Raw genomic sequence first — 21,365 nt, 5'->3', positions numbered from 1 at the left:
AAGCAGGAGATTTAACATGCCGACATATAAGATGGTTGTGTTCACAAATCCTCGGGATCACCGGGATGACGAGTTCAACCAATGGTATGACGAGCGTCACCTGAGCGATCTCCTAAGTCTGCCCGGCATGAAGACCGCCGAGCGCTACAAGGTCGTGCTGGGTGAAGGCTGGCGCTACCTCGCAATTTACGATGTCGAAACCGACGATCTCGATGGCCTGATGACGGAGATGTATCGCCGAGTGGACGACGGCGAGATCTTCATGAGCCCTGCATTCGACGAGCATTACAACCTGTTCGCGGCCACGTCTCTGGGCCCAATGCGCACGGCATAGCGTCCAATCGAACTAGCGATTTCAGGAGAGACAGCGGTATGCGCTACAATCGTTTGGGAAAGACCGGATTGTATGTGTCCGAGCTCGCCCTCGGCACCGCCACTTTTGGTGGCGGCACCAAAATGTACACCCAGGTCGGCAATCTACAGCAGGCTGAAGTCGACGCGCTCGTTCGGGTCGCGATCGACGCAGGGGTGAACCTCATCGACACCGCGGATGTCTACGCCGAAGGCATCTCCGAGCAACTGGTTGGACAAGCACTCCGAAATCTTGGGATTGCACGAAGCGATGTCGTCCTCGCCACCAAGGTCAGCGACGTCGTGGGCGACGGCCCGAATGACATGGGCACCTCCCGCTATCACATTTGCGCGTCGGTGGAGGCAAGTCTGCGCCGGCTCCAGGTCGAGCATATCGACCTGTACCAGCTGCACGACTTTGACTTCGCGACGCCTATTGAAGAGACGGTTGAAGCACTGGACTCCTTGGTCCGCCGCGGTCTCATTCGCTACGTCGGCGTTTCGAACTGGACGGCATGGCAACTCGCTAAAGCACGCGGCCACGCTGATCGAATGGGCCTCGCCAGATATCAATCGCATCAAGCGTACTACAGCCTCGTAAGCCGCGATGTCGAACGGGAGGTCGTTCCGTTCATGGCGCACGAAGGGATGGGCATGCTCGTGTGGGGACCGCTCGCTGGCGGGAGCCTCACGGGGAAGTATCGGGACGCGAGCAATGGTCGGCGCAGCCGTTTCGATTTTCCCCCGATCGATGACGGCCGGTGCGAGCGCATTCTCACCGTCATGGACGAGATCGTCGCAGAACGGGGCGTGACTCACGCTCAGCTTGCCATCTCTTGGCTGCTGCATCAGCCCATTGTTGACAGCGTGCTGATTGGCGCGACCTCGGAGCGTCAACTGAAGGACAATCTCGCCTCGGCTGAGATCGACCTGACCTCCCAAGAGCTGGAGCGCCTCGGCGAGGTGAGCGCACTGCCGTCGGAGTATCCGGCGTGGATGCAGACATTGAAGAGCACACGAAGGCGCGAACTGATGGCTGCCGAGCGGAATGCATCCTAGTGTTGTTGAACCCACCGACCGTCGAAAGCGACCGGGAGGATTGCGCCCAAGAAGATATCCATCCGACTCCCGCCACTTTACGCGGCCACCGGTCACCGTCGTGGCCACGGATACTCTGCGATAGCGTGCTCGTCGATATCCGCACCCCATCCAACGCCCTTCGGCACGGGCATCACGCCCCGTCTAACGCCTATGGGCTGGCTGAGGAGCTCGTACTTCCAGGGCACGTCGTCTCCCTCGAACTCCATGATCTCGAAGTTCGGAACCGACGCGCCGAAGTTCGCCGCCATGAGATCAGCCAAGGGACCGTAGAAGTTATGCGGCGCGACATTGACGCCGTGGAGATCAGCCAGATCCGCCATCCTGACCGCCTCGCCCATGCCGTTCCACAGCAGATCGATGATCGCGACATCCGCCGCCTTGTATCGAAGGAAGGGTGCAAAGGCGCTCCGGCCATAGACAGCCTCTAGCGACGCCAACGGCGTCTGCGTGTTGCGCCGTATCTGCGCAAGATCGGCGGGATCATGGCTGTCGATCTCGAGCCATCGGAGCGGAAGGTGTGCGACGTGGCGGCATATCTGGATGAAGCCGTTGGTCGAGAAGCCAAAGTTCAGATCGAGCATTGCCTCCGACCGCCCGGCAAGCGCTTCGGTGAAGGTCGCCAACTGCGCTTCGATGGCGGCAAGGGAGGCGCCGTCGAGGCGACGCGCGAGATCGACTCCCGGTGCGAAGCCGGGATTTAGCAGCCGAGGGCCCGCCGCCGTGAAGTGGATCGGATTTATCTTAGCCGCCTTGTAGCCCCGCGCAACGACCTCCTCCGCGAGCGGAGCCACGTCCTTGAGATCCATTAATGGCGGGAGACCGAGCGTCTTCTCGAAATAGTCGCGGTCGCGTGCCCTGAAGCTTCCGCAATGGGACCAGTAGAGATCCACCTCTTCGCGGATGGGGCCGCCGAACAGCGCATGGACGGGAACGTTCGCCGCCTTGGCCGCGATGTCGATGCACGCATTCTCAATCGCTGAGATCGCCTGCTGGTTGAGACCGCCGGCGGCGAACCGTGTGTTTGCCTGCAGGGCTGCCGTGATCTTCCGGAATGACCTAGGATCCGAGCCGACGACCAGCGATTCCAAGGCCTCGATCACCTCCGGGAGGGCAGGCGCCCAGATCCCGAGCGAATATTCCGACCACCCGACGAGGCCCTCGTCTGTTGTGATTTTGAGGAAGCTGAACGGGCGCCAGCCTCCGTCCGCGTGGAAACTCTTCAGTGCAAGAATGCGCATGCCCGACCTCGCCGCTGCCAATGGATTGACATTCCGATGCGGCCGTCACCTGTCATCGCCGCGCCTTGTCTGCAGGAAAAGAAACCGGTCCCACAGCCGGAACAGCGATGTATCGCCCCAACGCTCCAAGAGAGCCCACGAGCGCGGTGAAAAGGAAGGCGCTTTCGAAGTTTCCGGTCCGATCGATGATGAGACCCGTCGCAATCGGCCCGACAATACCAGCCAGGTTTCCGACCGTGCTCGGTCATCGACCCACGCCCTGCAGTTAACCTCGGGGCTGGGAAGTGCCGAGGCAAATGGCGCTCATTGACGCAACACCCTATCCAGTAAAGCGGTTTAGAGGTCAGAAGCTCGCGATATCGCTGACATCACGGTAGTTCATCTGCCCACCGATCGGGATCTTCTCGATGCCCGAAAAGCCAGCCGTCTGAAGGAACGCGGAATACTCGCTGATCACGCTGTGAGCATCGGTAACCGCAACGACATTGCCGCCCTCGTCGAGATGCAGCATCGCGCCATAGATGATGAAGATGACATCGGTGACTTCGCCGGCATCGTCCGCGACCTTGAGCGTGTGCGCGGTCCCCGGGGGTTCGAACAGGTAGGATCCTGCCATATTGTAGGGACTATGGGGATATTCGAGATAGCTCCACTTCCCTGCTCGTGTGATGGCGTGGACCTCCCCTGTATGCTTGTGGGGAATAGCGAGGAGGCCGGGTTCAAACTGCATCCGCACCGCGAAGCGCTGACCCTCGATGTCCGCCATGAGCAGTTGCAGACGGATGCCGGGATCGCTGGCCCAATGTTCGGCCCAAGGACGAGTTTCCAAGTCGGCGTGGAAGGATTCCTTGATCATCTATCGTCCCCCAACTGAGACATGAATTTGCGAACGGCCTCCTCGGCGATCCGGCGATCGCTGCCCTCGTCTGCGCCACTCACTCCGAGCGCGCCGATCGTCCGCCCCTCCATTGTGATAGGCACGCCGCCGGCGATCGGGCAGAGGGACGTCGCAGCGAGATAGGAGGGATGGTGTTGGTCGACGAGCTGTTGAAGACGGTATGTCTCGACCTTCAACTGCGCGGCGGTCAACGCCTTGCGGGCGGAGATCTCGGTGCTCACACCGGGCGCCCCGTCCATCCTGGCGGAGCAGATGAGCTGACCAGCATCGTCCGTGGCGCTTATGGCCACCCGCACGCCGGCGGCTTCCGCCTGTAACAAGGCCTCGCGGACCAAGATATCTGCGCCTGCCAGGCTTAACCGCGGCGATTGAAACAGCACGGGGTTGGCCACGCTGCTCACCAGATGCCGCGCAGCCGCTGCTCAGGCAGGACCTTAAAGATCGACTCGACCTCCTCGATGAAGCCTGAACGCACCCGGAAGGCCTCGGCGATCGCCAGCGAATATGGCGGGACTATGCTGTTTGGACAGGCGGGGCCGTAGTCGACGACCATCGAGCACGGTCCTTTGGCGTACTGATTGTACATAGCGAACGCGACGACGATGCCACGCTCCTCGTCCACCACGGAGTAGCGGCGATCAGTGATGGTGTCCGTGTCCCAGACATGGGTGTTGAATTGCTCGGTGCAACCCATTGATTGGAAGTTCGGGAGCTTCGTGCCCATTGGCGAACGGACAGGCGATTCGAAGTTCGGGTTCTTGATGAGCTGGACGCCGTTCTCGATCTTGATGCACCGCTCGCCAAACGGAACGAGGTCTCCACTGCCGCGCTCGATGCCTTCGTAATGCAGGTCCGCCGCCTGGATGAGCTGCCACCGATCACGTCGTTCGATCGCCTTCAACGGCGCCGAAAGAGCGGCGCGGGATTTGCCGAGCGTAGCGGGCGCGTTGCCTAGGTCGTATGACCCGCCAATCGCAGGGCCTGGATAGATTGTCTCGACTTCGGAAATCTTGTCGCCGACAATCCTGAGGCGAACCGTCAGCATCGACCAGCCTTCGCTCGTCTTGATGTTACCCATGTAGACTGCCTGACTGGTCCGCATGTCGGAGATGTAGATTTGGTAGTCGCCAAGCCGCTCAGCAGTCTTCCACAAGCCCTCGCCGATCGGGAGCCGCGACTGGTTTTCCGTGTATTTGAGATTGTCCTTCAGTGGAGCGCGTGACGGGTCGTGACTGGTCAGCGCCGTCAGATAGGTCTTTACGAACTTCTCCAGGCAGGCACGATCACATGCCGGCTTTGCGTCGTCGTCCGCCGCGTAGGCGGGCATTGAGGCGATCCCCCCGAACGTCGCAATGCAGATCGCTAATAGCGGTCGAAACATTCCCATAGGTCCTCTCCCTTTGATCATGCGGGGCAAGGAAACAGGTTTGCCGAAGGGTGGATATGGTCTGTCCGAACAAATTTATTCCGGATTTGCGAAGGCCCTAATGGGATTTGGAGTTCGCGGATAAAAAAATAGGGACTTCGCGCACACGAAAGTCCGTCGACGCGATGCGTCGCATGGTGTGCTGAAGGAATCTAGGAGAGTTGAGTATGTCGAAGGCGCTTGCCTCGCAGGTCGGTCGGGACGTCGTCCGGACCCACGACTGCGATTTCCTGGTTATTGGGAGCGGCGCCGCCGCGATGTGCGCAGCGCTTACAGCATCCGTCAAAGGCCTGAAAGTTCTGGTCGTCGAGAAAGATGAGAAGTTCGGCGGCGCGTCGGCCCGCTCGGGAGGCTGTCCTTGGATTCCGAACAGCCCGATCGCCAAGGCCATGGGCTATACGGACAGCAGGGAGGAGGCGATGCGCTTCTTCCGTCACGAAACTGGTCACCGGTTCGACGAGGACACTGTCAGCGCCTTCGTCGACATCGGGCCGGAGATGATCGATTTCGTCCAGAAGAATAGTCCCGTGCGCTTCGGCTTCCTGGGCGGCTTCCCAGACTATCACTGCGACAGTCCCGGCGGTTCGCAGACCGGCCGTGCGCACTATCCATTGAACTGGGACGCGGCAGACCTTGGGGATGAGATCAAACGCCTGAGGCCGCCGTTGCAGTCCGGCACCTTCATGGGAATGCAGATCGGCGTCAGCGAGGTGGGTTACTACATGACCGCCGGCCGCAAGCTTGGCTCGGCTTTCTATGTTTTCAAGTGCATGCTCCAGCGCCTGCGTGACCAGTTCCGCGCTGGCCGAACCCTCCGCCTGGCATCGGGGAACGCGCTGATCGGCGGACTCGCATCGGCATACTTCAAGCTCGGCGGCCAACTCTGGACGTCGTCTCCTGCCAAACAGCTCATATCCACCGGCGGCCGCGTCACGGGCGCACTCCTGGACACACCGGACGGAACCGTTGAGATCCGAGCGAAGCGAGGCGTCATGGTCGCGACTGGAGGCTTTCCACACGATTCGGCGGTTCGAGCCAAACTTTTCCCACATGGGGGTCGAGCACCGGAGGTATGGGGCCTCTACCCGTACGGGAACACCGGCGACGGCATCAACATGGCCCAGAAGGTGGGCGGGCAATTCGAGACCGACACCAAGTCCCCGGTGGCGTTCGCCCCTACTTATAGACTGCCGAATGTTGAGGGTGGCCTCGAGGCAATGCCGGCCTTCTTCAACCGCGGCATGCCGGGCATCATCGCGGTAACGCGCAACGGCCGTCGCTTCTGCAACGAAGGCCGCTCCTACCACGACTTCTGCGTCAACCTCATCGCGGTTACACCCGAAGAGGAGGAGCCGGTCGCCTGGCTCGTCTTCGACCACAGGATGTTGAGGCGCTACGGTCTCGGGCCGATTCACCCTGGCCCCATGCCCTACAAGCACTTCATCAAGAACGGCTTCCTTAAATGCGGAAAGACCATCGCTGAGCTGGCCGAGAAGACGGGCATCAATCCCGAAGGCCTGGTCGCAACGGTCGAATCCTACAACAAACATGCCCGCAACGGCGTCGACCCAGAATTCAATCGGGGCACCAACGCCTTCGACATCGCGAATGGTGATCCGGAGCATGGCCCCAACCCCTGCGTCGGACCGCTCGACAAAGTACCCTTTTACGCGGTCCGGGTCTTCGCCGGCTGCGTCGGCACGTTCCCCGGTCTGCGGACCAATGGAAAGGGGCAGGTGCTGACGCCTGACCGCTCGCCGATCCCTGGCCTTTATTCCGGCGGCAACGACATGCTCAGCGTGACAGGAGGCGATTACATCTCGGGCGGCTGCACGATCGGCCCCGGCCTCACCTTTGGTTACATCATCGGCAATGAAGTGAGCGCTTGATCATCGTGATCCAATCATTCCGCGCGCGCGCCCTTCAGAGCCCCATCCTCGTGGCTGTGGCGATGGTCACTGCCCTCGGCGCCTGCACTTCAAAGTCGGACGGCCCGACGGCCACGCCGGACAGCGTCGACAACGCAATGCTCGCGAACGAAACGGATGGCGGGAATTGGGCCAGTTATGGCCGCACCTTCAACGAAAACCACTTCAGTCCGCTGACCCAGATCAGCGACGGGAACGTCGCCCAGCTTGGTCTCGCTTGGTCCCTCGACATCGACACGCCCCTGCGTGCCGATTCCCAGCCGCTCGCGGTCAACGGCGTTATCTACATCGCGACTGGTTTGAGCGTCGTGCAGGCGGTCAAAGCGGACACGGGCAAGGTGCTTTGGCGCTACGATCCGAAGCTCGTCGAGACGATCGGCACGCGCAAGGCACTGCCCTCCTGGGGCATCCGTGGTCTCGCCATCTGGAAGGACAAGGTCATCGTTGGCCTGCAGGATGGCCGCCTCGTTGGCATCAATCGCGCCAGCGGCAAGCTTGCATGGAGCGTCCAGACGCTCGACGCCAAGAGCGACAAGCTCGGCGAGGTGACGATCACCGGCGCGCCACGCGTCTTCCACGGCAAGGTCATCATCGGTTTCGCAGGGGCGGAGCGGTGGGCGCGCGGCGCAGTGAGCGCATTCGACGCGGACACTGGGAAGTTCCTTTGGCGGTTCTTCACCGTGCCCGGCAACCCGGCCGACGGCTTCGAGGACGAGACGCAGGAGAAGATCGCGAAAACCTGGTCGGGTGAATGGTGGAAGTATGGCGGTGGCGGCACCGTCTGGAACGCCATGACCTACGATCCGGCGTTCAACCGCATCTATATCGGCACGGGCAACGGCGGCCCCTGGAACTGGAAGGTGCGCAATCCGAAGGGAGGCGACGCGCTTTTCCTCGCCTCGATCGTGGCACTAGATGCCGACACGGGAAAATATGTCTGGCACTATCAGGAGAATCCAAACGAAGCGTGGGACTACAACTCGACAATGGATATCGAGTTGGCCACGCTGTCGATCGACGGCAAGCCGCGCAAGGTGTTAATGCATGCGCCCAAGAACGGCTTCTTCTACCTTGTTGATCGGGCGTCCGGAAAGCTGATCTCTGCCGAGAAGATCGGCAAGGTGACGTGGGCGTCTGGCATCGACCTCAAAACTGGGCGACCAATCGACGTTCCTGGAAACCGCTACGAAAACGGGCCAATCGCACAATGGCCGGGCACCTATGGCACGCATAACTGGCAGCCGATGTCCTTCAGCCCCCAGACATCGTTGGCGTACATCCCGACGATCCACCAGGCCGACATCTACTCGGCCAAGGGGCTGGCACCGAAGGACTGGAAGCGCACGCCAGATAGCTGGAACACCGGCATGAGCGGCGACGTTGGCGGTCTGTCGATCGACGCCAACAAGTTCTCGAGCACCTTGCAAGCATGGGACCCGGTCAAGCAGCAGGCGAAGTGGAAGGTCTCGACGCCCGGGGTAGTCAATGGTGGCACCATGGCGACCGCTGGCAAGCTGGTATTCCAGGGGCACGTCGACGGGTCGTTCAACGCCTATCAGGCCGACAACGGGAAGAAGCTCTGGCGCTTTGAGGCCGGCGTCTCGGTCCTGGGTGCGCCGATCTCCTTCCTGGCCAACGGCGTGCAATATGTCGCGGTCCTCGCGGCACCGCCGTCGGGCTCACCCGGAGCAACGCTCACCGTGCAGGCGAAATATGGTTGGAAGTATCGGGAAAGCCCGAAACGCCTGCTGGTCTTTAAGCTCGGCGGTACTGCGAAGCTGCCGGCCGGAGCTGCTCCCGAGCGCGCCGAACCACTGAAGGACACGACTTTCAAGGTCGACGAGAAGGCAGCCCTCACGGGCGGGGTGGAGTTTACCAACTACTGCATGGGATGTCACGGCGCCGGCGCAGTTGCGGCCGGCGGTGCGCCGGATCTGCGCGCGTCGCCCGTCGTGCTAGACGCGGAATCCTTCAAGACGGTGGTCCATGGCGGGATGCTCAAGCCGAACGGCATGCCGGGCTTCGACACGCTGTCCGATCAACAACTGCTCCAGATCCGCAACTACATCCGGCAGCAGGCGGCGGCGAAGCAGGATTCTAAGCACCGCGGCTCTGGTCCGTGATCTTCGGGACGTTCGCAAACCTGCAACCGCCCCATTCGCGTTTCCGCAATACCGACCTCCGAGCGTCGGGCAGACTTCCTGCCCGGGCGAGGGCGTATTTTTTCGAGGTGAAGAGGCACGGATGACGAACTCTGAAGAGACAATCGCCAAACTGGTCGAAGAAGTCAGGTATCTACGTGACAGACAGGATGTACTGGACTGCGTAAATCTCTATGGGCGCGGCCTGGATCGTCTGGACGAGGGGATTCTGCGTAGGACTTTCCATGCGGACGGGATCGACAACCACGGCCCGTTCATCGGCACCGTCGACGAGTTCGTGCCTTGGGCGATCGAGGTCGAGTCCACCTTCGACGTCACCCATCACGGCGTCAGCAGCCACAACTGCGAGATAGACGGCGATACCGCCCATGCCGAAAGCTACATCCACTTCTTCGTTAAAATGCCGAACGCCGACACGATCGGCGCGGGCGGCGGGCGCTATCTCGACCGCCTCGAGCGGCGGGACGGCATCTGGGCGCTGACCGTGCGCCGGTTCATCCTGGACTGGTCCTTTGAAGTGCCGGCCAGCTCTTGGCTCGGCACCGAATGGGAGGCCTATCCGCCTCGGCGCGACCGCCTCGACATCTCCTACCAGCGCCCTCTCGAGGTCCCCACCAAATGACTACTGATTATGCCGTCGAGAACGGCATCGGCAAACTGTTCGAGCCGTTCCAGATCAAGGATCTGGTACTGCCGAACCGGTTCATCATGCCGGCGATGCAGCGGGGCTGGTGCGCGGACGGCGCGCCATTGCAGCAGCTGACCAACTACTACCGTCGACGGGTCGAGGGCGGGGTGTCGCTCGTCATAAGCGAATCCTGCGCGATCGCGCATCCCACCGCGACCAAGCAGCCCCTCGCATGCAGCATGACGAGCAAGACCGCTTCCTCCTGGCGCGCGTGCATCGGCGAGATCCACGATGCCGGCGGCCTGTTCTTCGTTCAGCTTTGGCACGAGGGGGCCTTCCGCAACGACGAGGACGGTCAGACGGTCTCCGCTTCCGGGCTTGCCTATCCCGGCCTTGAAAGCGGGCAGGCCGCCACTGCCGAACAGCTTCAAGAAATTATTGACGGCTATGCTGAGAGTGCGTGGCTGGCGCAGCTGGCCGGCGCCAATGGCGTCGAGATCCACTGCGCCCACGGATACTTCCTGGACCAGTTCCTCTGGGCGAAGACGAACCTACGCAACGACGACTTTGGCGGAAACGACCTCGTCGCCCGCGCGCAACTTCATCTGCGCATCCTCAAGGCGATCCGGCTCGCCTGCGGGGAAAGTTTCGTTATCTCCCTGCGCTTCTCCCAGTGGAAGGAGCATGACTTCACCGCCACGATCGCCAACACGCCCGAGGAACTCGGCCTTTTTCTCAAACTGATGAGCGAAGCAGGCGCCGACATCTTCCACGCTTCGACCCGGCGCTTCTGGGAGCCGGCCTGGGAAGGAAGCGAGCGGACGCTCGCCGGTTGGACGCGAGCCTTGTCGGGCAAGCCCACCGTTGCGGTCGGCAGCGTCGGTCTCGACAGAGATGTCATGGCAAGCTTTACCGACGAGGGAGAGGCAGTTGGCACGGTCCCTGAGACCGTCAGGCAGCTCAAGGATGCGGTCGCCACGGACCAATTCGACCTTTTGGCCATCGGTCGAAGCCTGATCGGAGACCCCGACTGGGTCCGCAAGCTTCAGCATGGCGAGACGGGAAAGATTCGCCCGTTCCAGAAGCGCGACATCGCTGATGTAGAATGGGACAGCTGAGCCCTGATCCCAACGGGGGCATCTCTTGACTCGCATGCGGACTGATGAACAGATGAAATCAGAGTGAAAGTCCCATAGACCCGAAAATCGGGCTCGGCGGAGAGGACCAGCTATGCAAGCTCTGAGCATTTCGAATGCAGATGTGTCGGATCCTGGTCGGTTGATGGGGATGATCAGCACGACCATTTCCGAGATATTCGCCACGCGATGGAATGCGCAGCAGATCGGAAATGTTGACGCTGAGGCGAAGATTATCCTGTCGACGGCTGCAGACGTCTCGCTGTCCCATGCCAGGATGTCCCCGATGCACCTCGACAGCCGCGCGGATCAACACCCCGGCGACCTCAAATATTCCATCTACATGAGCGACCAGCCGTCGCTGGTGACCGTTTCCAACCGCGCGCCAATGCTGATCCAACCACGCGAGCTCTTCGTGCTGCGGTCGGACATCTCCTGCCACGTCGAGACTCGCAGGTCGTACACGACGATCGGCTTGGTGGTTCCACAGGACCTCCTCCACCAGTTCGTCCCCCACTGCGAACGGTTCGTGGCGCAGCGGCTCGGCTCGTCTTTCGGACTCCATGATCTGCTGGCCAACTCTCTGGACAGCCTGGTGGCGATGTCTGAGGCGGGTCGCTTCGAGGTGCTTGGACCGCGCTTCGCGCGTACTTTCCTAGAGCTACTGTCCGTTCTCACTGCGGAGACGCTCGAAGACGATCGCATGCAACGGTCAACCAGCCTCGATATCCGCCGGGCTCAGGTGAAATCGTACATTGACCGAAACTTCCGCGATGCGGACCTCACGATCACGGAAATCGCTAAGCGGCTCCACCTGAGCGCACGATACCTGCAGCTCGCGTTTCAGAACGACGATGTGACTCCATCCGAATATTTACGCAAACGCCGAATTGAAGCCAGCGCACGCGAACTTGGCGACAAGCGTTCAGGGCGCCGTAACATCACGGAGATCGCATTCGGCAACGGCTTCAACAGCTCCTCCCACTTCTCCACCGAATTCAAACGGACATTCGGCATGTCTCCGCGGGAGTGGCGACATTCGCGGTTCGAACAGGGAGACGAGGAAATTCCGGAGCAGCTCCATAGCTGATCTTAACAGACGGGACCGTCGGTGATCGGGACCTATCTCTGACCGACCTCGATCGCGCGATCCTCATTTGCTCGCCGGATGACGAATTGGCGGATGCTCTCGACCTGTTCCACATTAAGAACAGACTTGAAGCTGACCATGCCGTTGTCCTTGAGCAGGCCATCACGTACCACTTGCTGCCAGGTGTTCTGGTCTCCCAGCACTCCGCTGCGCCGCAGATCCGGATTGATGGTGCCGCCGACAGCCGCGTCGCCGTGACAAGCGCCGCAGAATCGCGCGAACAGATACTTCCCCTTAGCGATCTGCTCGCTCGAGGCCTTTGATGCCGGTGGATCGAGCGGGGCCTTGTTGACGGGAACGAGCGCCGGTAGCGTCGCCTTGCCACCGAGCTTGTAGACCAGAAGCCGGCTGACATTGGGGATGCTCTGCGAGAGTACGCCCGGCGCGACACCCCAGATCCCGCCCCAGCCCACCAGAACGGCGACATACTGCTCCCCATCAATGGCATAGGTGATGGGGGCCGCCAGAACCCCAGTCTGCACATCAGTCGACCACAGCCGCACGCCGTCCTTCGACTTGAAGGCTTCGAACCGACCCGCCGCAGTACCTTGGAAAACTAGATCGCCCGCTGTACTGAGGACGCCACCGTTCGACGGACCAGACCTTTTCACCCGCCAGACTTCTCGTTGACCGACAGGATCCCAGGCGATCAGGGCGCCGGTCGTGGCTGCGATCGCTGCCTTGCGAACCGCAGGGTCCGCCGGCATCGAACCGGAGGCTAGGTCGTTGCCGACATTGTAGCCCATCTTCTCAGCTACCCAGCCCTTCTCCGGCGCGTAGGGGAACGCGGTGTCCTGGACCGGAATGTAGACGAAGCCGGTCTCCGGAGAGAACGACATCGGCGGCCAGCCATGCGCGCCGGTTGCACCAGGGACGGATACCCAGGGCTTCCCGGTTTTGTCGTAACGCGCGTTAGGATTTTCGATGGGACGGCCGGTGGTCATGTCCACCTCGGTCGACCAGTTCATAGGCGCGTACGCCTTCGCGGACAGAAGCTTGCCATTCGTTCGGTCGAGCACATAAAAATAGCCGTTCTTCGGGGCCTGCATGATCACCTTGCGTGGCTTTCCTCCCCATTTGAGGTCGGCGAGGATCATGTGCTGGGTCGCGGTGTAGTCCCACGTCTCGCCCGGCGTCGTCTGATAGTGCCAAGCATATTTCCCGTTCTCAGGATGCAGGGCGACGATGGAGGACAGGTACAGGTTGTCGCCGCCGCCAGGCGAACGATAGGCTTGGTTCCAGGGCGACCCGTTTCCGACACCGATGTAGAGGAGATCAAGATCCGGATCATAAGCCATAGAATCCCAGACGGTGCCTCCGCCACCCAGCGTCCACCACGTCCCCTTCCAGGTCTTCGCCGCAGCTTCGAGATGCGCTCCCTCAAAGCCCTTCGCGGGATCGCCCGGGACAGTGTAGAACCGCCAAAGCGGCTTTCCGTTATCGACGTCATAAGCTGTAATGTAGCCACGTACGCCGAACTCGGCTCCGCCGTTGCCGATGATCACCTTGCCTTTGATGACGCGTGGCGCACCGGTGATCGTGTAGTTCTGACTCTGATCGACCGTTACGACCTCCCAGTCGAGCTTCCCCGTGCGGCGATCTAGCGCCACAAGGCGACCGTCCAGTGTCCCCACAAAGATTCGATCGCCCCACGCGGCGACGCCACGATTCACCGCGTCGCAGCAGGCCTTCACCAAACTGTCGCGCGGCACCTTGGGATCATACGACCAAAGCAGCTTGCCTGACTTTCCGTCGTAGGCTTTCACCATGCTCCACGCGGTCGAGATGTAGATGGTCCCATCGATGGCCAAAGGTGTTGCTTCCTGACCGCGCGCCGTATCTAGGTCGGCGGACCAAGCCAGGCCGAGCCTGCCGACGTTCTCAGAATTAATCTTGGTCAGCGGACTGTGCCGCTGCTCGTTATATGTCCGCCCGGTGGTCAACCAGTTGTCGGTGTCCGATCCCGCTGCCACCAGACGCGCTTCAGTGACCGCGCCCTCCTGCCTGGATGACGGAACAGCGTCGCACCCGCTCAGGATCGCGATCGAAGACCACAAGATCAGTTGCGCCCGCAGCTTCATCGAGTCCATGCCCTTCTTCAGATCAGGCCATCTTCTCGATTTCGGAACGACCTACATCTGCACAGGCGAACAAATTTATTTCGTTGGTCGGCAATCGGGCGCTCGCGCGTCGGCCCGGGAGGCATGCGCCGCGGTACCCCGGTCAGCAGAGATGTGGCACGCAGCGAAAAAGCGCACTCTCACTTCAGCCTTCGGTGAACGGCTGAGGCCGGCATTTTCCTCACATCAGCCCACCTAAACGGTGATCCTGACCTACGTTGCACCGGCATCGGGTAGCGATTGGTCACCGGGACTTCGGCTCCCACGCCTAAAGATGGCCGGTGCACCTGGAATGCGCCAGCCGTTTTATCAAGCGTTGAGCTTGTCCTTCACAGCCTTGGCAGGCGCGAAAGTCAGCTTCTTCGAAGCGGCGATTTTGATGGTCTCGCCGGTCGATGGATTGCGACCCTCGCGAGCGGGGCTCGCCTTCACTTTGAACTTGCCGAAACCGGACAGGCTGATTTCTTCGCCCGAGGCTGCAGCATCGGCGATCGCGGCGAAGACACCATCGACGAGCTTGCGCGCATCGGCCTTCGAGACGCCGTGATCGCCAGTAAGCTTGTCGGCGAGATCTGCATTATTCATTCGAAACTCCTTCTTCCAAACTGGCGTGCGCCATAACTCCCTCTTTCGACAACGTCAGCCTCGCTCTGCCAATTTTTCGTTCACTCATTGGCGGGGCGGAAACGGGCGATCCGCCTCTATATTTCCTCCATGCTGCACGTCGTCCATCACCCCGCCTATGTAGCCCCTCTCGACCAATTGTTGCATGGCGCCCTGGTTGGGCGTGGGCGTGGGCGTGGGCGTGGCAATCGTGCGAGAGGAACTCTCGCTCGGTAGCTCATCTCACTCTGGTTCAAAAAAAATTCCAGCGACCAGTCGATCGCTGGAACATTCATGATAATCTAGCTCTATATCAAAGCCTTAACGCTCGTAAACCACCTTACCGCCGAGGATCGTCACGTCGTTCTTAAGTGTCATGAGCGCATCCTGCTTCATGCTGCCGGGATTACCAGACAACAAGGAGAAGTCACCAAGCTTGCCCGGAGTGATGGTCCCGCGATCACCAGCTTGCATGGTACTTTCCGCGGCCCATAGCGTCCACGTTTTCAGCGCGGTTTCGAAATCGATCGCCTGGCCGGCAGCGGCGTCGCCTCCACCGGACTGCTCGTTGCACGCTTTTGCAATGCTGTAAATCGGATGGTTCAGCTGGTGGTAACCGCCAGCGAAATCGGAAGCGAGAACCGGACGGCAGCCGGCGGCCACATAGTCCCTATATGTCGTGCCGGGCGACTGAGCCCAGTCAGCGGGATAATTTGGCGCCGTTGCGATTATCGAGAAGAACATATTAAGGTCCTTCATCTTCTTCGCATTCTCCAAGGTGGGACGCCAGTGTTCGACGCGATGAGGCAGCTGCAACAGGCCGGCTCGCCGCTCCCGAAGCTGCTTGACGGCGTTCATGCACAGCTCGGTTCCGGCCTCGCTAAGCACGTGCATCAGAACAGGAAATCCTCTCGACTGGATCTGCACGAGAAGGTTAGCGAGTTCGTCCTCGTCAAATTGATGCATCATCCTCTGGCCGGCCGACGCATTAAAGGCCGACGGATTCTCCGTGTCTTCGTCCAGAGTGATCTCGCCACCGCCAAAGCGGGCTTGATCGACAAAAATCTTAATCCCACCCATACGGAACATGTCGTTTCCGAACCCGCGAGCCAGACCGAGCGAAAGAATCTGCTCGACCGAGTTTTGGTAAGGGCAGGTAAAATAAGCTCTGATCCGCATGGGGAGCTGCGCCTGCTGTTGAAGCATCTGCAACCCGTAATAATGATTGCGCCCGCCCATCGCCGGTAATTGACAAAGGGTAGTAATGCCGCCCGACACGAAATGCTTGTTGATCATCTTGGACACAGCGTCCGCCTGCTCGGCCGGTGTAAAGAGATCCTCGGTCACCCCGCAATAATCATACGCAGTTATCGGTCGGCCCTGATCGTCACGAGTGACGAAACCACCCCGAACTGGCCACCCGTTGGTCTTCCAGCGCATGTTGGCTTGGTCTTCCGATGTGAGCAGCCCCTTGAGCTTGGCTCCCATGGAATTGAAAGTGCAGTTGTGACCGTTGTCGCGGATGATGATCGGGTTCGGGATACCGAGCGAATCCAGCTCAGCCATTGTAGGAAGGCGTTTTTCGGGAACAGCGGAAGCGATCACACCATTAGCGACGATCCATTTGCCCGGGGGCGTCTTCGCGCCAATCTCCCGAAGTTTGGCGATCATTGCGGGGACGCTCTGAGGTGGATTGTCGAACCATTCGTCGTACGTCAGTCCCGCAAGGCCGTTCGCAGTCGTATCGAGATGACAGTGGGTGTCGACGAAACCTGGAACCAGCGCGCTCCCACCGGCGTCCAAGACCTTTATCCCCCGGGCCTGCGATCGGATCTCGCTCGTGCTTCCGACCAAAAGGATTCGGCCGTTGCGCACCAGAACGGCTTGCGCTTTCGGCTTGCGCGGATCCAGCGTGTAGACGTTCGCGTTCACGATTGCGAGGTCGCCCATCCAAAGCGACGGATCGAAAGACATATCCTTCGTCAGATCGGCTTCAGCCTTGAGAATATCAGAGGGCGCCGCAAGTGCGGTCACTGCGGCAAGTTGGAAACCGCTGCGGATGAAGTCTCGTCTTTGCATTTAGTGGCTCCTAATCCCGATCGAAATACGCCGCTGAAGGTGACAGTTTCGAAATCTACCTTGGATGTATATTTTTAACAAGCGCTCAATAATTGCACACATCCGATGTGTTGATGATTTTTCGTGCCACTCCGATGAGCATCGATATTGGTGGCATTCTAACGCCCCAAATTGCGGCGACAGAGGCAAGATCAGGTCGATAAGTTGGCGGGGCGCCGGGCACCGAACGCCGGACTTTCCGCACGAAACAGTGACACGACGGTAATCGAGCTAAATGCCCCTAATCTTGAAAAGGAATTCCAGGGGTTGGCTGCTGCAGCGGTCCCGGAGGCAAGAGATCGCCACAATCCGACCGAGGCGAACCTCCGTTCAGAACGGCCTTCGCGAAGGGGAGTGCATCCCGCAACGCATAGTTGGGAGTCGCGTAATGCGTTATTCCTGCGTATTTTTTCCAGCTGATCCGATTGCCGAACCCGCACATATATTTGACGGCTTTGAATTGGCTATCTGGCGGGATTGTTGAATCGGCGAGGCCCGTCGCAATAAACAATGGCACCCGCAAGTTTTGCGGAGCGGCTGAAGCATCCGGAAACATGGCCGCCAATTTCGTGAGGGGAACGGTGAACCCGTTCGTCCCCGTGACACCATTTTTCTCTGTTACATTGGCCACGTCATCCGAACAGATTGTCCGAGCCGCCTCGACCACCAGTTTGCCCTTAGCCGTCACCAGCGCCTCCACCGAGGGGCTCCCGGGCTTCAGGGCACCACTTGCAGCGTACATGATGGGATACATGGCTGCATATGGACCGGAAAAGTCTCTAACTTTGATAGGCCCAGGCGCGCTCCACACGAGCGCGGTCGCGACCACGCCGCGCAGGCCTAGTTCAGGCGCATAAGCTTGAGCAACAGCAGCGGCATTGAGAACCGCGCCCGATCCTTGCGACTGGCCAACCAGCACCACGGCATTCGCAATCTCCTGCGGATAGGCACGCAGCGCCGCCCTTGCTGCGTCCAGCACAGAATAGCCCTCTGGCCGCCTTTGCAAGTATGGGTGCACTCCGCGCGTACCGAGCCCCTGATAATCCGGCGCGACGACCGCGAAGCCCGCCTGAAGCCAGGCATCAGCAAAGGCCCCATCGCGATCCGTCGGCTTCTTCCATGAAGGAGCACATACGTCTGCAACACCGAGCGTGCCATGCCCCCACACGACGAGCGGCCAGCCGCCAGGCGGCGGGGATCCTTTGGGAAGGTACAATAGTCCGGACGCTTCCACGACGCCGCGACCGAACCGGCCATCGGTTGAGCTGTAGAGGATGCGCCGCGCGAGGCTCGCATTGTCCGCGAAATAACCGTCTCCAACGGCTTCTTGGCGCAACATCTGGCCAGGCTCCTTTAAAGCCTCGTGCCAACGATAGAAATCGGACGTTCCGCCATCACCAAAGAATGCGTCAACATCCCCCGCGATGGCCGACGACATGAAGCCCACCACGGAAGCAAAGCCAACGATGAACTTGTACCGGTCGAAGATTTGCATTGTCATAGCTCCTGCGCAAAATCGTCGTTTTGATTAAGGAGGCTTGCCTCAACCGGAGGATCACCTCGGTGCCATTCATTGCAAACCGAGAGCGCCACTGCTGAATTGGTCGTCCGCGACCGCCAAGAGTAGTCGGTCGCGCGTCATCTGCGACTTTTCAGGCGCGCAATTCGCAATGCTTTCTACCAGTCACCGTCGACTGGGAGATTTGACCCCGCATCCAAGCTGTGAAGGATGAAAGCGGGGTCAAACAGATCAAAAGCTTATGCGCCCCAACACGCCGACCGTCCGCGGGCGAACGGGGATCAATCCGAACACCGGCGTTGGGGCGATTTCAGGTTTTCCACCGACAAAAGCGGTTTCATTGGTCAAATTGTTGACGAACACTTCAAAAGTCAGATTTCTGCTGGTTTCATACGTCACACGCGCATTAGCGATGAACGACGAGGGTATTTCTGTGGTCCCGATACCACTAGACAAAAGCGTCGATGGTGCGGAGGTCTTGTATACAGCATCGCCATGTAGGCGCAGCGTGGCAGAATTTGGTAGATCAACCGCATAGTCCGCGCCGACGGTAATGATATGCTTTGGTGTACCAGGCAGCCTGGCGCCGGCGGGGAATGTGGTCGTCCTCTTCCTGCCCGAAATCAACCCGCCAGGCTCGAGATCGACATAGACAACTTGCTTGGAGACCATGGCGTCCGTGTAGTTGTAAGCTATTGATACGTCGAACTTTCTCGTTACTCTGATCTGGCTGTCGAATTCGATGCCGCGCGATCTTGCCTCATCACCGTTCAGAACAATCGAACTGCCTGAAGGTGATCGCGCCAGGAACTGGAAGTCCTTGAGATTGATCCAGTAGGCAGCCAGCGTGAAATTAACGCGCCGATCAAACAGGGCGCCCTTGAAACCGGCCTCGTAGTTTTTAGCGATGTCGGGCCGATAAACGCCGAATTGCGGCAAGGAGGCAAAATTGCCGATCAACGTAACACCGGTCGACCCTCCGCGCCTGAAGCCTTCCGCATAAGTCGCGTAGAATTTCAGATCACGGCTAAAATCGTAAGACGTGTTCAGCTTGACGACACGATCATTCGCTTTTTGACTGTCGATGTTTCGTTCGAAATTATCGTAGAATGGTAGGGCGGTGTCGGAAACCGCATTATAACGTTGCTGGAAGAACCTTATGCCGCCGGTCACCTGCCAAGCCGGCGTCACCTTGTAGGTGATTTCTGTAAACACCGCCTTATCGGTAAACCGTGAGTTTCTCGATCGAATGAAGGCAATGTCGTTCTTGGTGGGAGGGAGCCCGATATCGATCAAATATTGCCGGTACCCCGGCAAGACCTAATTATATCCAGCATCAATTTTTTCATTTTGATAGAATGCTCCGACGACGAAATTTAACGGCCCATCGAAATCCGAGACAAACCGAACTTCCTGTTGGAAGGTTTTGCTACGAATAGATGTGTCGTTGTAAGCGAGCAGCCTTGGATAATAGTTGTAATAAAATAGATAATTCAATTCAGGCGTCAGGAACCCACCGGTCAAATCCTGGACCGAATCCACCGATGTCTCTGTGTAAGACGTCGCGGACGTCAGGGTAGCGAAACCGAAATCGATTGTCGCGTCCGCGCTCGCAAGATCAAGTTTTGCACGGTAAGGGCTGCGGCTGAATGATGTGCTCGTGTAAGTGCCGCCTGGACGCAGGACAAAGTCTGCGTTTGGATATTGTGCCGGGTTGTACCCCGGCGATCCATCCGAGAGGGCGAAGGGCCCGCCAGGGAAGCCAGGATTGGCCATGGGAGAATCATTCACCTTCGTGTCTTGGTGAATATATCCCAGCTGCAGATCGATATTGTCAGTAGGCGCGAACCTAATGGCCCCCCGAACTTGCCATTGTGTTGAGCGATTCACATCGCGAGCGACCGGCTGAAGAACCGGGCCACTGAGCGGGTCGGAGGTCACGCTACGAACAACCAGCGCGTCTTTGGCAAAACTTGCGCGCGCGAACAGGTTAGCCGAGTCGATATAGCCGCCGGACCGTACGATCCCACCAACCAACCGAACGGCGACTTTATCGCCGAGCGGAAAATTGACAGCGCCCTTGAAGTTCCAATTCGGGTCACTCGATTCCTGCGTCAAGCCGGCGCCCACCTCCGCCCATCCTTCCGCCCTGCCAAATTCCGGCCTGCGGGGAAGAAAGCGCAGCGTGCCGCCTTGGGAACTCGCACCGTACAAAGTCCCCTGAGGCCCGCGGAGAGCCTCGACGCGCGCGAGATCCATCAGGAGAATCGGTGATGTGAAGAAGGTTTCGCCGAAATACGTCGCCACCGGAGCGGCCGTCGGAGACAGGAGTGTCGCACCATAAAGTGTGGAACTGATATCTTCGGTCCTCAAGCCTCTCATAACGAAGTTGTTCTTGAAACCCTGGGTCGCCGCGCCAGCGTCAATCGTCACCAAACCCGGGACAGCTCGCGGAAGGTCATTGAGATTGAGAGCGCCCCGCTTGTCGAGCTCTTCGCCGGACACTGCCGTGATATTGTATGGAATGTCCTGAACTCGCTGCTCACGACGCTGAGCCGTAACGACAATCTCGTCCTCACGGCCGTCTTGAGGAGCGGTCTGAGAGACACCGGCCGAACCGGAGCCGCCATCTGGCAACTCCTGCGCGACCGCAGTCGCTGACATGAACGCAAGACCACTACAAAAAATAGCCGTTCCGGCTAATAGATTTCGCTTGGTGAGTCGAGATTGAGTTCTCATAAGATTCCCCTTTTTATTGCGAAACCACCCAATTTGATCTCAATGGATATTTCGATATTTTAGAAATTAATTGGGTGCTGGTGAAATTTAGTCATTTCAAACTAGCCTAGCGGCATGCGCCGGGGCGGCATGGGGACGCACTGCGCGCCCTCATCCCGAGTTCAACGAAGAACATTCTCAGCAAACCGGCTTTCAAAAGCTGTCATAAATACGCATGAAATTCACGTCAAGAGCTTTATATTCACGGC

The 21,365-nt window shown here is 59.4% G+C and carries 17 protein-coding genes; 7 read left to right on the top strand and 10 right to left on the bottom strand.

Annotated elements, in window-relative coordinates:
• Positions 1 to 16 precede the first annotated feature (16 nt).
• Together KK488_RS03880 and KK488_RS03875 are read left to right on the top strand one after the other, a co-directional pair.
• Positions 17 to 334 (top strand): DUF4286 family protein, encoded by a 318-nt coding sequence (locus tag KK488_RS03880; protein ID WP_214621817.1) that lies wholly within the window; start codon positions 17 to 19, stop codon positions 332 to 334.
• A 38-nt stretch (positions 335 to 372) separates the two neighbouring features.
• Positions 373 to 1,410, top strand: a complete 1,038-nt coding sequence (locus KK488_RS03875) for an aldo/keto reductase (RefSeq protein WP_214621816.1) — start codon at positions 373 to 375, stop codon at positions 1,408 to 1,410.
• 92 nt (positions 1,411 to 1,502) lie between these two features.
• Here KK488_RS03875 and KK488_RS03870 read toward each other — a convergent pair whose 3' ends face one another.
• The 4 genes from KK488_RS03870 to KK488_RS03855 form a co-directional block, all read right to left on the bottom strand.
• Complete coding sequence (locus tag KK488_RS03870; RefSeq protein ID WP_214621815.1) at positions 1,503 to 2,690, bottom strand: mandelate racemase/muconate lactonizing enzyme family protein; 1,188 nt, start codon at positions 2,688 to 2,690, stop codon at positions 1,503 to 1,505.
• Positions 2,691 to 3,033: 343 nt separating this feature from the next.
• Positions 3,034 to 3,546, bottom strand: a complete 513-nt coding sequence (locus tag KK488_RS03865) for a 2,4'-dihydroxyacetophenone dioxygenase family protein (protein ID WP_214621814.1) — start codon at positions 3,544 to 3,546, stop codon at positions 3,034 to 3,036.
• A complete protein-coding gene (locus KK488_RS03860) occupies positions 3,543 to 3,989 on the bottom strand; it encodes a GlcG/HbpS family heme-binding protein (RefSeq protein WP_214621813.1) in 447 nt (148 codons plus the stop codon). Before KK488_RS03860 ends, KK488_RS03865 begins: the two co-directional genes overlap by 4 nt.
• Positions 3,986 to 4,915, bottom strand: a complete 930-nt coding sequence (locus KK488_RS03855) for a DUF8021 domain-containing protein (RefSeq protein WP_214621812.1) — start codon at positions 4,913 to 4,915, stop codon at positions 3,986 to 3,988. Before KK488_RS03855 ends, KK488_RS03860 begins: the two co-directional genes overlap by 4 nt.
• A 266-nt stretch (positions 4,916 to 5,181) precedes the next feature.
• Here KK488_RS03855 and KK488_RS03850 point away from each other — a divergent pair, with 266 nt between their 5' ends.
• The 5 genes from KK488_RS03850 (at position 5,182) to KK488_RS03830 (ending at position 11,958) form a co-directional block, all read left to right on the top strand.
• Positions 5,182 to 6,903 (top strand): FAD-dependent oxidoreductase, encoded by a 1,722-nt coding sequence (locus tag KK488_RS03850; protein ID WP_214621811.1) that lies wholly within the window; start codon positions 5,182 to 5,184, stop codon positions 6,901 to 6,903.
• A gap of 5 nt (positions 6,904 to 6,908) precedes the next feature.
• Positions 6,909 to 9,065 (top strand): PQQ-dependent dehydrogenase, methanol/ethanol family, encoded by a 2,157-nt coding sequence (locus KK488_RS03845; RefSeq protein ID WP_349356848.1) that lies wholly within the window; start codon positions 6,909 to 6,911, stop codon positions 9,063 to 9,065.
• 121 nt (positions 9,066 to 9,186) lie between these two features.
• Positions 9,187 to 9,726, top strand: coding sequence for a nuclear transport factor 2 family protein (locus KK488_RS03840; protein ID WP_214621809.1), 540 nt, complete (start codon positions 9,187 to 9,189; stop codon positions 9,724 to 9,726).
• On the top strand, positions 9,651 to 10,850 hold the full coding sequence (locus KK488_RS03835; protein ID WP_214621808.1) for an oxidoreductase: 1,200 nt from the start codon (positions 9,651 to 9,653) through the stop codon (positions 10,848 to 10,850). Before KK488_RS03840 ends, KK488_RS03835 begins: the two co-directional genes overlap by 76 nt.
• A 169-nt stretch (positions 10,851 to 11,019) precedes the next feature.
• Complete coding sequence (locus KK488_RS03830; RefSeq protein WP_214621807.1) at positions 11,020 to 11,958, top strand: helix-turn-helix transcriptional regulator; 939 nt, start codon at positions 11,020 to 11,022, stop codon at positions 11,956 to 11,958.
• A 32-nt stretch (positions 11,959 to 11,990) separates the two neighbouring features.
• Here KK488_RS03830 and KK488_RS03825 read toward each other — a convergent pair whose 3' ends face one another.
• From KK488_RS03825 to KK488_RS03800, 6 genes are all read right to left on the bottom strand, one after another.
• Positions 11,991 to 14,099 carry a PQQ-dependent dehydrogenase, methanol/ethanol family gene (locus tag KK488_RS03825; protein WP_214621806.1) on the bottom strand — a complete coding sequence of 703 codons (2,109 nt, stop codon included), beginning with the start codon at positions 14,097 to 14,099 and terminating at the stop codon, positions 11,991 to 11,993.
• Between the two features lie 348 nt (positions 14,100 to 14,447).
• A complete protein-coding gene (locus tag KK488_RS03820; protein ID WP_214621805.1) occupies positions 14,448 to 14,723 on the bottom strand; it encodes an HU family DNA-binding protein in 276 nt (91 codons plus the stop codon).
• Positions 14,724 to 15,062: 339 nt separating this feature from the next.
• Positions 15,063 to 16,820 carry an amidohydrolase gene (locus KK488_RS03815; protein ID WP_214621804.1) on the bottom strand — a complete coding sequence of 586 codons (1,758 nt, stop codon included), beginning with the start codon at positions 16,818 to 16,820 and terminating at the stop codon, positions 15,063 to 15,065.
• 280 nt (positions 16,821 to 17,100) lie between these two features.
• The gene (locus tag KK488_RS03810) at positions 17,101 to 18,354 is read right to left on the bottom strand and encodes an alpha/beta hydrolase family protein (protein WP_214621803.1); all 1,254 of its coding nucleotides are present in this window, start codon (positions 18,352 to 18,354) and stop codon (positions 17,101 to 17,103) included.
• Between the two features lie 255 nt (positions 18,355 to 18,609).
• The gene (locus KK488_RS03805) at positions 18,610 to 19,674 is read right to left on the bottom strand and encodes a TonB-dependent receptor domain-containing protein (RefSeq protein WP_214621802.1); all 1,065 of its coding nucleotides are present in this window, start codon (positions 19,672 to 19,674) and stop codon (positions 18,610 to 18,612) included.
• A gap of 24 nt (positions 19,675 to 19,698) precedes the next feature.
• Positions 19,699 to 21,117, bottom strand: coding sequence for a TonB-dependent receptor plug domain-containing protein (locus KK488_RS03800; RefSeq protein WP_214621801.1), 1,419 nt, complete (start codon positions 21,115 to 21,117; stop codon positions 19,699 to 19,701).
• Positions 21,118 to 21,365 lie beyond the last annotated feature (248 nt).

It is taken from the genome of Sphingobium nicotianae (assembly GCF_018603885.1).
GTDB lineage: Bacteria > Pseudomonadota > Alphaproteobacteria > Sphingomonadales > Sphingomonadaceae > Sphingobium > Sphingobium nicotianae.
Note: the sequence above shows the minus strand (reverse complement) of the source record. Positions and strands in the feature narration are given on the sequence as shown.